The organism is Planococcus liqunii, assembly GCF_030413595.1.
Taxonomy (GTDB): domain Bacteria; phylum Bacillota; class Bacilli; order Bacillales_A; family Planococcaceae; genus Planococcus; species Planococcus liqunii.
In genome coordinates this window covers 2,627,245-2,639,098 of sequence record NZ_CP129238.1, presented here as the reverse complement: position 1 = coordinate 2,639,098, position 11,854 = coordinate 2,627,245, and the positions used below count along the sequence as shown (strand labels likewise).

13 protein-coding genes are annotated in these 11,854 nt (G+C 45.1%); 5 read left to right on the top strand and 8 right to left on the bottom strand.

Annotated features, from left to right (window positions below):
- Positions 1-92 precede the first annotated feature (92 nt).
- The 5 genes from QWY22_RS13375 to QWY22_RS13355 are packed head-to-tail and all read right to left on the bottom strand — an operon-like array spanning position 93 to position 4,428.
- Positions 93-1,169 (bottom strand): ABC transporter substrate-binding protein, encoded by a 1,077-nt coding sequence (locus QWY22_RS13375; RefSeq protein WP_300981327.1) that lies wholly within the window; start codon positions 1,167-1,169, stop codon positions 93-95.
- Positions 1,170-1,171: 2 nt separating this feature from the next.
- The gene (locus QWY22_RS13370; protein WP_300981326.1) at positions 1,172-1,969 is read right to left on the bottom strand and encodes an ABC transporter permease; all 798 of its coding nucleotides are present in this window, start codon (positions 1,967-1,969) and stop codon (positions 1,172-1,174) included.
- Positions 1,953-2,774, bottom strand: a complete 822-nt coding sequence (locus tag QWY22_RS13365; protein ID WP_300981325.1) for an ABC transporter permease — start codon at positions 2,772-2,774, stop codon at positions 1,953-1,955. Before QWY22_RS13365 ends, QWY22_RS13370 begins: the two co-directional genes overlap by 17 nt.
- Complete coding sequence (locus QWY22_RS13360) at positions 2,764-3,870, bottom strand: ABC transporter ATP-binding protein (protein WP_300981324.1); 1,107 nt, start codon at positions 3,868-3,870, stop codon at positions 2,764-2,766. The genes QWY22_RS13365 and QWY22_RS13360 overlap by 11 nt, the downstream gene beginning before the upstream one ends.
- A gap of 15 nt (positions 3,871-3,885) precedes the next feature.
- The gene (locus tag QWY22_RS13355; RefSeq protein ID WP_300981323.1) at positions 3,886-4,428 is read right to left on the bottom strand and encodes a helix-turn-helix domain-containing protein; all 543 of its coding nucleotides are present in this window, start codon (positions 4,426-4,428) and stop codon (positions 3,886-3,888) included.
- A 358-nt stretch (positions 4,429-4,786) separates the two neighbouring features.
- On the opposite strand from QWY22_RS13355, the gene QWY22_RS13350 reads away from it, so the two are divergent.
- Positions 4,787-5,020 (top strand): hypothetical protein, encoded by a 234-nt coding sequence (locus tag QWY22_RS13350; protein ID WP_300981322.1) that lies wholly within the window; start codon positions 4,787-4,789, stop codon positions 5,018-5,020.
- A 78-nt stretch (positions 5,021-5,098) separates the two neighbouring features.
- Positions 5,099-5,758, top strand: coding sequence for a potassium channel family protein (locus QWY22_RS13345; RefSeq protein WP_300981321.1), 660 nt, complete (start codon positions 5,099-5,101; stop codon positions 5,756-5,758).
- Positions 5,759-6,177: 419 nt separating this feature from the next.
- Here the strand turns inward: QWY22_RS13345 and rnjA are convergent, their stop codons facing one another.
- Together rnjA and QWY22_RS13335 are read right to left on the bottom strand one after the other, a co-directional pair.
- Positions 6,178-7,845 (bottom strand): ribonuclease J1, encoded by a 1,668-nt coding sequence (rnjA, locus tag QWY22_RS13340; protein WP_036807100.1) that lies wholly within the window; start codon positions 7,843-7,845, stop codon positions 6,178-6,180.
- Positions 7,846-7,847: 2 nt separating this feature from the next.
- Positions 7,848-8,060 (bottom strand): DNA-dependent RNA polymerase subunit epsilon, encoded by a 213-nt coding sequence (locus QWY22_RS13335; protein ID WP_036807097.1) that lies wholly within the window; start codon positions 8,058-8,060, stop codon positions 7,848-7,850.
- Positions 8,061-8,346: 286 nt separating this feature from the next.
- Here QWY22_RS13335 and QWY22_RS13330 point away from each other — a divergent pair, with 286 nt between their 5' ends.
- Positions 8,347-9,117, top strand: coding sequence for a Cof-type HAD-IIB family hydrolase (locus QWY22_RS13330; protein ID WP_300981320.1), 771 nt, complete (start codon positions 8,347-8,349; stop codon positions 9,115-9,117).
- A gap of 15 nt (positions 9,118-9,132) precedes the next feature.
- Here QWY22_RS13330 and def read toward each other — a convergent pair whose 3' ends face one another.
- The gene (def, locus tag QWY22_RS13325) at positions 9,133-9,699 is read right to left on the bottom strand and encodes a peptide deformylase (protein WP_300981319.1); all 567 of its coding nucleotides are present in this window, start codon (positions 9,697-9,699) and stop codon (positions 9,133-9,135) included.
- Positions 9,700-9,842: 143 nt separating this feature from the next.
- Here def and QWY22_RS13320 point away from each other — a divergent pair, with 143 nt between their 5' ends.
- Positions 9,843-10,484: a YkyA family protein gene (locus tag QWY22_RS13320; RefSeq protein WP_300981318.1), complete on the top strand. Its 642-nt coding sequence runs from the start codon at positions 9,843-9,845 to the stop codon at positions 10,482-10,484.
- A 256-nt stretch (positions 10,485-10,740) separates the two neighbouring features.
- Positions 10,741-11,853, top strand: a complete 1,113-nt coding sequence (pdhA, locus tag QWY22_RS13315) for a pyruvate dehydrogenase (acetyl-transferring) E1 component subunit alpha (protein ID WP_300981317.1) — start codon at positions 10,741-10,743, stop codon at positions 11,851-11,853.
- Position 11,854 lies beyond the last annotated feature (1 nt).

Below are 11,854 nucleotides of genomic sequence, written 5' to 3'. Positions count from 1 at the left end.
TTATTATTTCGTGTGTCTAAAAGTTTATCACATACGGGTCTAATTACAATACCCGCTAATCCAAGAAAAAAACAGGCAGAATAATCTGCCTGTCAATTTTTCATATCCATTTTAAACTCGAGGAACAATTCGTTGTAAATGCCAAGCATTTCAAGTCCCAAGTTTTCATAGACTTCGAGGCGCTCGCGCAGCTCTTCAGGCGGATAAAAGCGCTCGTCGCCTGTCACTTCCGGGTCCATTAAGGCTATAGCTGCTTGGTTCGGCGTCGAGTATCCGACGTATTCCGTGTTTTGTGCGGCAGCTTCTGCATCCAGCATAAAGTTGATGAATGCATGGGCACCATCCACGTTGCTGGAAGTTTTCGGGATGACCATATTGTCAAACCATAGATTCGAACCTTCTTCCGGAACGGAAAAATCGATGTTTTCATTGACGAACATCATATCTGCGGCCTGGCCGGACCAGGTCAAGGCGACTGCAGCTTCTTCCCGGCGCATCATTTCAACGATTTCATCGCCGATCACGGCTTTGATGTTCGGCCCCAAGGTTTTCAATTTGTCGGTGGCTTCCCGCAGTTCGGACGCATCGCGCGAGTTGAGGGAATACCCAAGACTATTCAAACCCATGCCGATGACTTCACGGGCGCCATCCACTATTATGACTTCCTGCTCGAGGCTGGGGTCCCATAAATCATCCCAGCTTTCAAAAGTCTGCCCTTCCAGAAGCGTCGGATTAAAGGCGATGCCAACAGTTCCCCAGAAATAAGGAATCGAATATTCATTTCCCGGATCGAATGGCAAATCCAAAAAGTAAGGATCGATATTTTTCAGGTTTGGAATTTTTTCCTGGTCAATCGGAATCAACAGGTCATTTTCCTTCATTTTTTCGATAGCGTATTCGGAAGGCATGGCCACATCGTAGGAAGTGCCGCCTTGCTCAATTTTTGTCATCATCGCTTCATTCGAATCGAATGTTTCATAGACGACATTGATATTCGTTTCTTCTTCAAATTGCGTGATTAGTTCCGGGTCAATGTATTCGCCCCAGTTGTAAATCGTGATGGAGCCGCCGCCGCTTGTCGCAGAGCTTTTCTCCAGCGCTGATACGCCGTATAACAGCAGCGCGCAAACAACTAAAATAGCAATGCTTGTTTGGATGATGCTTTTCATGATTACTGGCCTCCTGTTCCAACGGTGCGCGCCCGCTGATTAAAGAAGTAATAGCCGACCACCAGCCCGAGCGTCACCACGAAGATTAAAGCAGAAAGGGCATTGATCGTCAATGTAATGCCGGCGCGTGCCATGGAATAAATTTCAACAGACAAAGTGGAGAACCCGTTGCCCGTCACAAAGAACGTAACGGCAAAATCGTCAAGTGAGTAGGTAAGCGCCAGGAAAAATCCGGCGAAAATTCCGGGCTTGATATACGGGATGATGACGCGCGTCAAAATATCACGTTTGGATGCCCCAAGATCCGCTGCGGCATCAATTAAGCTGGAACTCATTTCCTGGAGTTTCGGCAAAACCATGATGACGACAATCGGGATGCTGAATGCGATGTGTGAAATCAGTACGGAAGCAAAACCGAGCTTGACGCCAATCATGGTGAAAAGGATCAGGAACGAAGCACCAATGATGACATCCGGGCTGACAATCAGGATGTTGTTAAGCGACAGCACGGCATTGCGCATTTTGCGGTTGCGCAGAAACACAATGCCGATGGCGCCAAGAACACCGATCGCCGTCGAAATCAACGACGACAACAATGCGACAATGACGGTGTTCATCAAAATGATGATGAGACGCGTATCGTTAAAAACCGCTGCATAATGCTCAAGCGTAAAACCGTCGAAGCTCGACATTGTGCCGCCGCTGTTAAACGAATAAAAAATCAAATAAAAGATCGGGGCATATAAGATAAAGAAGACGGCCGCCAAATAGACTTTACCCAGTTTACTTAACTTTCTCATGTTCAGCGCCTCCTTTATCTTTCTGGCCCGTAGCCATCATAATAATGAACATAAATAAAATCAGGAATACGGCAATGGTGGACCCCATGCCCCAGTTCTGAGTCACGAGGAACTGCTGTTCAATCGCTGTTCCCAGTGTAATGACCTTGTTTCCGGCAATCAGGCGCGTGATCACGAATAGAGACAGGGCAGGGATGAAAACAGCCTGTACTCCCGATTTCACCCCATTGATTGCAAGCGGGAAGACCACTTTCCGGAAAGTCATCCAGGAAGAAGCTCCGAGATCCCGTGAAGCATCAATAAGCGCGGGATTCAATTTGTCGAGTGAGTTGAAAATCGGCAAAATCATAAACGGTATAAAGATATAAACTGAAACGAAAATGAAACTAAAGTCGGTAAAAAGAATTTGCTGTTCGCCTATGCCGATCGTGCTTAAAAATTTATTGGCAGGGCCGTACAAGCCAAAGATGCCGATGAACGCATACGTTTTTAGCAATAAATTAATCCAAGACGGGATGATGATGAGCAGCAGCCACAATTGCTTATGTTTTGTCTTTGTCAGCCAATAAGCCGTCGGATAGGCAATCAGGATTGAAAAGAATGTGATTAGAAACGCATACCAGAACGAACTCAAGGTCAGCCGCAAGTAAACGGAAGAAAAGTAGTTCTGGTAATTATCCAGCGTGAAGTTGCCGTCCAAGTCCAAAAATGAATAATAGCCGATCAAGACGATGGGAGCAACTACAAAAAGCGCAATCCACAGATAATAAGGAACCATATAAAGCGGACGGGAATTATTTTTCATTGGCCATTTCTCCGTATGCTTCAAGCCGTGCATCGAATGCATCTTCACTTTCGTTCAAGCGCATAACGTGAATCGCTTCCGGGTCAAAAGCCAAACCGATCAGCGAACCGACTTCCGCTTTCTTAGTCGAATGCACGAGCCATTCGTTGCCAGCTTCATCCAAGGTGGAAATTTCGTAATGGACACCTCGGAAAAGCTGCGTATCCACAGTCACAGCCATTTTGCCGTGGGCTACGGTTGTAATTTCAAGATCTTCCGGACGGATGACGATTTCTACATTTTCGTTCGGGTTTAAACCGGCATCCACGCAGTCAAATTCTTTGTTGGCGAACCGGACCCGGTAATCGGCGACCATTTCGCCTGAAACGATATTCGATTCACCGATAAAGTCAGCCACAAAGCGGTTGATCGGCTCGTCGTAAATGTCGATCGGCGTGCCGCTTTGCTGAATTTCTCCTGCGTTCATAACAAAGATTTCATCCGACATCGCCAGTGCTTCTTCCTGGTCATGAGTGACAAAAATAAAGGTCTTGCCTAAACGCTGCTGCAATTCGCGCAATTCGTACTGCATTTCAGTGCGCAATTTCAAATCAAGCGCCGACAATGGCTCATCGAGCAAGATCACTTCCGGGTCGTTGACGATGGCACGGGCAATCGCAACTCGTTGACGCTGGCCGCCGGACATTTCCTGGATTTCCCGGCTTTCGTAGCCTTTCAAGTTGACAAATTCCAGAGCCTCTTTGACGCGGCGGTCAATTTCCGCCTTTTTCAGCTTCTTGATGCGAAGTCCGAATGCTACGTTTTCAAAAACATTCAAATGAGGGAATAAGGCATAGTCCTGAAAAACGGTGTTTACTTGACGTTCGTTTGCCGGCAAATGATTGACTTTTTTTCCTTCAATGTAAATATCGCCGGTAGTCGGTGTGATGAATCCGGCGATCAGCCGAAGAATCGTTGTTTTCCCGCAGCCAGACGGGCCAAGCAGTGTGTAGAATTTGCCTCGTTCCAATTCAAAGCTAATATTGCTGAGCACGTTTCCGGCTCCTTCGTATTGTTGGGTGACGTTTTCAAAGCGGATAATAGGTGTGTCAGACATACGATACCTCCTGGTTTATAAATAAGATTGAGTAGCGACAATAATCATTTCGGATTTTCCGCTAAATGCATTGATTAATTGGTGATGATCAGACGCTTCGTAGTAGAGCGAGTCTCCGGCTGTCGCCAAATATTCCTCGTCGCCCAGCAGAAGCCGTACTTTCCCTTCCAACACATAGATGAATGTTTCGGCTAGAGAAGGCTCAAACTGTTTGTATTGGCCTTTTTCCTGTAAGGTTAGATAAACAGGCTCCATTTCCTTCTTATTGGAAGTGGTGATCAGCCAGTCGATTTCATAGCCCATGTCTTCGTCGGTATGGATGGTGTGTTCATTTGTCGTAAAAACCACTTTCTTTTCCTTATCGGAGTCATCGAAAAACTCTCTCGGTGTAGTTCCAAGAACTTCCAGAAGGGAGAATAAGGTCTCAATCGAAGGGGAATTCAAATCTCTTTCCAGCTGTGAAATAAAACCTTTGCTAAGGTCTGTACGTTCGCCCAGCTCTTCTTGTGTTAATCCGTTTTTCAAGCGAAGCCGTTTGATTTTAGTTCCAATTTGCATGCTTTTCCACCCGATTCAATTTAGTATAAGTAAACTGTTAGAAATGAAAGTTTAGTTAAAATAGATTTTAAGTTTACAAACAACATCTTTTATTATACAAAATCTTTGCTAGGATACAAGATATAATAATTATTTTGATTTCTTTAATCGTATCTATTGCTTTTTGCCATGAGTATTTACTATTATAAAGAAATGGTAAAAAAGCTTTGGTTTATATTAATTTTCCTTATCCAACCAATAAAGTGAATTTAAATAAAAATGAACGAGCCCGACCAATACTGTGGGAGTGATAATAGTGAATGGCAAAATGAATTTTTTCTTGGATCCGAAAAATCGTGTTATCCAGAAATCTTCTATTATGAATTATAAACAGGACGAACAAGGTCTTTACTTAGTGGCAAACAAAAAATTTATCAACTGGATGGATGTCCATACGTATTGCCATACATGTTTGTCCGCATTGACCTTTGATGATGAATTTGATGCAAGCTATTGTTCAACATGCAACGAATGGCGTGAAGAGAAATGCAGCGACGACAGCTGTGAATATTGCGAAAGACGGCCGCAACGGCCACTAGATCCCCGCAGATAAGCGGGGATTTTTTATGGCATGTATCCAAATTGGCTGAATGTGATAAACTAATGCCAATAGATGATTTGGGGGATTCATATGAAAAAAGAATTTGTGGTCATTGGCCTTGGGCGTTTTGGCGGCAGCATTGTCCGTGAACTGATCGAACAAGACGCAGATGTCATGGCGATCGATAAAGATACGGAGCGGGTCGATGAATACGCTTCGATTGCCACACAGGCTATTGTGGCGGATACGACCGACGAATCGGTGCTGAGGTCGCTTGGCATCCGTAATTTCGAACATGTCATTGTAGCCATCGGCGAAAATATTCAAGCGAGTATTTTAACTACGCTGATGCTAAAAGAAATCGGCGTTAAAAAAATCACCGTTAAGGCACAGAATGATTACCATGCCAAAGTGCTGAGCAAAATCGGCGCCGACCAAGTAGTGCATCCTGAACGCGACATGGGCATCCGTATTGCCCATAATATGCTGTCCAACAATGTGTTGGATTACTTGGAGCTGTCCGATGAACATTCCATTGCTGAAATTCAGGCCAATGATAAACTGGCAGGGCGGACATTGATCGGACTGGATATCCGGGCAAAGTATGGCATCAACATTGTGGCCATCAAGCGGGACGGAGAAATTCTTGTGTCGCCTCAGGCCGATATGGAAATTGAGCTGAGAGACGTGCTGATTATTATCGGTTCAGACGCCGATATTAATCGCTTCGAGAAAAAAGTATTGAACTAAACACCGGGAAAATGAAAACCCGTCCGTTTCAGGAACTCCTGGAGCGGACGGGTTTTTTGGGCATAAAAAAGGAAGCTCCGAATTTCCGGAGCTTCCTTTTTCAGTTTGTGGTCACTAAAATTTTTCTGACGGCTAGCTGCAGCCCAGAGGGACTGAGACAGGCGCTTTCACTTTTCTAGTCTCTAGCTGCAGCGGCCAGGTTCTCGGGTCATAAGTCAGCCCATCTATGCGGTAAAAACACACCGCTTCGATGGACCGTCTTATGCCTGCCGAACCTTAACGGCCGCTTTCACTTTTCTAATGTCTAGCTGCAGCGCCTAATCCCTCGGGTCATAAGCCAACCCTCCGCTGTGGTAAAGAACACCACTGCGGAGGGCCGGCTTATGCCTGTCAGGACTGAGACAGGCGCTTTCACTTTTCTAGACTTCCATGATGATCGGCAAAATCATTGGACGGCGTTTTGTTTTTTCATACAAGTACGGTCCCAGGACATCAGAGATTTCGTTTTTCAACTCTGTCCATTCGGTATTCTTGCCATGGATTTTTTTGTTAAGGTGGCGGTTCAGCATTTGCTGAGCCTCATAAATCATGGTGCCGGACTCGCGCATATAGACAAACCCGCGTGAAATGATGTCCGGTCCGGAGACCATTTTATTTTTCTCCATATCGACGCTGACTACAACAATCACTAATCCTTCTTCGGATAGGACGCGGCGGTCGCGAAGGACGATATTGCCGATATCCCCAATTCCGCTGCCATCGATGTAAACATCGCCGGAAGGAATGCGGCCGGCAACCGAAGCTTCATCCTGGCCAAGTGCCAGAACATCGCCGTTTTCCATGATGAACGTGTTTTGTTCCGGAACGTCGCAATCTACAGCTAATTGGGCATGCATTTTTTGCATCCGGTATTCGCCGTGGATCGGCATAAAGAATTTCGGTTTGATCAAGCGCAGCATCAATTTGTTTTCAGGCTGTGAGCCGTGGCCGGAAGTATGGACGTTATTCAACGAACCGTGGATAACATCCGCTCCTGCACGGAACAACAAGTTGATGGTGCGGTTTACGCTGCTCGTATTGCCCGGGATCGGGGAAGACGAGAAGACGACTGTATCATTCGGCTGAATCTGGATCTGGCGGTGCGTGCCGTTGGCAATCCGGGAAAGGGCAGCCATCGGTTCACCTTGGGAACCGGTACATAAAATAAGCACTTCATTTGCCGGAAGGCGATTCAAAGTCTGTGTATCGACAAACGCATCTTCCGGAGCATTGATGTAGCCAAGTTCGCGGCCGATGGTCATGGCATTATCCATGCTTCGTCCGAAAACCGCGATTTTGCGGCCTTGGGCCACAGCTTCATCGGTTACTTGCTGCAAACGATAGATGTTGGAAGCGAAAGTGGCGAAAATCAGACGGCCATCAACTTTGCGCATGATGTCCTTGATTGATTCTCCGACTTTGCGTTCCGACATAGTAAAGTCGGGAACTTCAGCATTCGTGCTGTCTGAAAGCAGGCACAGAACGCCTTCACTGCCGATTTGGGCCATTTTTAACAAGTTGGCAGGTTCGCCGACTGGAGTGAAATCGAATTTGAAATCTCCTGTATGCACAATGTTTCCGGGCGGCGTTTTGACAACTACGCCAAAAGCATCGGGAATACTGTGGGTCGTACGGAAAAAGCTGACGGAAGTTTTTCTGAATTTAATCACGTCATCTTCTTCAATTTCAATCATTTTGGTTTGGCGAAGCAAACCATGTTCTTCTAATTTTTTGCGCAGCAAGCCCAAAGCAAGTTTGCCGCCGTACACCGGAATATTAATCTTTTTCAAAAGATAAGGAATTCCGCCGATATGGTCTTCGTGGCCATGAGTGACAAACAGCCCTTTAATTTTATCTGCGTTTTTAACGAGGTAAGTATAATCCGGAATTACGTAATCGATTCCGAGCAAATCGTCTTCCGGAAATTTAATGCCGGCGTCAATCAGGATGATTTCATCCTGGAATTGGACACCATACGTGTTTTTGCCGATTTCGCCTAGTCCGCCGAGGGCGAATACAGCAGTCTGGTCATTCTTTACAAACTTCATAATTAGTCCAAACTCTCAACTTTGAAATTCTCGCTGGCTTGTTCGTAAGCTAGGTGATTTCCTTCAAGCAGCTGAATGAATTCAATGTTGTAATTGCGGTCTTTAAGGTGGAATCTGACTTCACGCTCGGTTGATGCTTCTACATAGAGGCTCTTTGTGTTTTCGCGAACTGGTACCTCTGCACGGTTTTCTTGGTATAATACTTTAAAGATCATATTTTGCTCTCCTTTTGCACGTTCAATTAAAATCACTTTCTTTATATTATCATGACATTGTTTTAAAATAAAGAATAGCCCTCCTATTTATTAAGAAGGGCTAAACAAGGTCAAGCGATTTTCTTTTTGTTCATAATGCCGTTCAGCTGTCTGAGCAGTCTTCTCCGAATACGTTTCAGTTTCAGCATGGCTATCTCACTCCTTGAGGGTATTATACTGTATTTTCTGATAAATGTAAAGAATGAAGCCGATTTAGGCGCAAAAAAAATAGAATGGAGAATGATGTATGGGTAAATTATTGTTGTTGGATATTGATGGCACATTGATGAATTCGAAAAAAGAAATTCCCCAAAGCGCTAAAGACGCTTTGATCCAGGCGCGCGCAAATGGACACGAACTGGCAATTGCAACAGGCAGAGGCCCTTTCATGATTAAGCGGGTGTTGAGTGAGTTGAATATCGATACCTTTATTACGTTCAATGGACAATATGTAGTCAATAAAGGGGAGCTTATACATAAAGAAGCATTGGATACCGAAACTTTGTCCAAAATCGTGGAATACGCGGAACAACGTGACCATCCCATTGTGTTTCTGACAGATGAACGCATGGTGTCCACGATCGATTACCACCCGGATATTGACGAAGGCATCAAAAGCCTGAAATTTCCACACCCTGCGATGATTGAAGACTTCCATTTGGAGCATGAAGTTTATCAGGCATTGCTGTTTTGTGAAGAAGCGGATCAGCAGCAATACCATGAAACATTCGGCAATATGGAATTCGTGCGCTGGCACCGGGTTTCCTGTGACATTACGCCGGGAGGCAGAAGCAAAGCGAGCGGCATCAAGCACTTGATCAAAGCGACAGGCCACGGCATTGAAGACACAATAGCATTCGGAGACGGACTGAACGATGTGCAGATGATGGAAATTGCCGGGGTCAGTGTGGCAATGGGCAACGGCGAAGAAGAAGTCAAACAAGTAGCGACTCACGTGACCGATCACGTCGACAACGACGGCCTTGCCAAAGCATTTAAACAGCTTGGATTGATTTAAAAAAAGAGACTCGGATTATTCATCCGAGTCTCTTCCTATTGCTATGGCATTTTCAATTTCGGCGTATGGATTTTTCGGATTGATATGGTCGAAGAACATAACGCCGTTCAAGTGGTCGAGCTCGTGCTGGAAAGCGATGGCCGGCAAGCCCTTCAAGCGCATTTTGTATTCTTTGCCTTCTATATCAAATGCTTTAACGGTAACGCGTGCGTAGCGGGGAACATAGCCTGGAATCGCCCGGTCAACCGAAAGGCAGCCTTCGCCGGCTGCTAAATACGAGCGTTCAACGGAATGGCTGACGATTTTCGGGTTGATGGCAATCAGGCTCAAGTTCTCGCCGGAAGTTTCATCGAAATGCAATGCAAAAATCCGTTTTGGCACATTGATCTGCGGCGCTGCAATTCCAACACCGGGGCGCAAATCGTATTTTTTTATCATTTCATCGTTCTGGCTATTTACCACATACTCTAATAAGTCTTCCGCCAGTTTCCGGTCTTCTTCGGAAAGCGGAAAGGCAACTTCTTCTGAACGTGCCCGGAGAGTAGGGTGGCCTTCGCGTATAATGTCTTTCATCAATATCAAGAGTATTCATCCTTTCATTAAAAACCACTGTATGTAAGTATAGCGCAATCCGCCATGCTGGGAAAAGAAAAAAGCCGTTGCCGCCGGTTGTGTTTTTCAAAATCAGCTATTATAGTTGATTTAGGCATTAAGGAGGGTTTGGCATGAAAAGAATAGTTTCAGCCGGTATTTTTACAAGTGTGCTGCTTTTGAGTGCATGTTCAGGCCCGGCAGCAGGAGAGCAATTGGACGCTGTATTAAATGATACATTCGATGCTGAAAAAGAGTATCGGGAAACGCAAAAAAAGATGGAAGAGCTGGAAAAAGACGAACAGCAATTGTTTGAATCAATCATGGCTTTAACGCAAGAACAGCAAGACGAAGTGGACAGCCAGGCGGAAGAAGCAATTGCTTCAGCACAAGAACGGCTGGAACTTCTGGCAGCTGAAAAAGAATCCATGGGCAATGCCCAGGAAAATTTCAAAGAAATCGATACGGTTATTGCAGAAACGGATGATGCTCAGCTGAAAGAAGAGCTAGGTTCTTTGAAAGAGAAAATGCAGGAACGGTTTGATGCCCACGGCCAATTTACGGAAGCCTACGAAACCTTGAACGGCCTTCAGCAGGAATTGTACACGATGCTGATGGACGAAGAAACAGAGCTTAAGACGATGCAGGAAAAAGCCCTGGAAGTCAATGAACAAAACACAGCCGTTCAGGACGCTGTTACAGCATTTAATAACAGCACCGAACAATTCAACGAAATGAAAAATCAAATTGTGGATAACTTGAAAGAGAGTGAATAAAAAGCGGCCGATGCGGCCGCTTTTTTCTGTGCTATAAAAGAAGCAGGATTTATGGGCTGTTTTATAATACAGCTATCAATCATGCACTAATACAGTTTTTAAGATCTGTCATTTCTTAATGGCAAAAAATGCTTGTTTAATATAGGTTCGCTATGATTGACCGAGCAAATCATCTAACGTATACTGAGTTAGAATATGCAATTGTATTACTAATTGAATATAATAATTTTAATACAGATAAAGGAGAGTTGCTTTTATGGCTGCGAAAAAATCACAGCAGTTCGATCCAGTGGAAACGCTTAATGCAATCGAAGAAAAGTTTGAAATGGTTCAAGTTCTTAATGAAGAAGGCGTCATTGTCAATGAAGAGGCAGATCCGAAGTTGTCAGATGAGGAGCTTCAAGAATTGATGAGCCGCATGGTTTATACGCGTATTCTTGACCAGCGCTCAATCTCGCTTAACCGCCAAGGCCGTCTCGGCTTCTATGCACCGACTGCAGGACAGGAAGCTTCACAATTGGCTTCCCACTTCGCTCTTGAGAAAGATGATTTCATCTTGCCGGGCTACCGTGATGTCCCTCAATTGATTTGGCACGGCTGGCCGCTTCACCAGGCTTTCTTGTTCTCGCGTGGACATTTCATGGGGAACCAAATGCCTGAAGGCTTAAATATTTTGCCGCCGCAAATCATCATTGGTGCCCAGTACATCCAGGCAGCTGGTGTCGCACTTGGTATGCAAAAACGCAAAAAAGAATCAGTCGCAATCACTTACACAGGTGACGGCGGTTCTTCACAAGGGGATTTCTACGAAGGAATCAACTTTGCAGGTGCTTTCCGTGCACCGGCGATCTTTATTGTGCAAAACAACCAGTATGCAATTTCTACTCCGCGTGAATTGCAGACTTCTGCTAAAACAATTGCTCAAAAAGCTGTTGCCGCAGGTATTCCAGGCGTCTTGGTAGACGGTATGGATCCATTGGCAGTTTATGCTGTTACTCGTGATGCACGTGAGCGCGCAGTGAAAGGCGAAGGGCCGACTTTGATCGAAACACTTTGCTACCGCTACGGACCGCATACGATGGCAGGGGATGACCCAACACGCTACCGTACTTCTGATATCGACAGCGAATGGGAAAAGAAAGATCCATTAGTCCGTTTCCGCAAATACTTGGAAGCAAAAGGCTTATGGAACGAAGAAAAAGAAAATGAAGTAATCGAGCGCGCTAAAGATGAAATCAAAACAGCAATTAAGAAAGCTGACAGCGCACCGAAACAAACAGTAACAAACTTACTTGAAATTATGTATGAAGATGTTCCGTTCAATGTGCAGGAACAGCTGGAAATCTACAAAGCGAAGGAGTCGAAGTAAG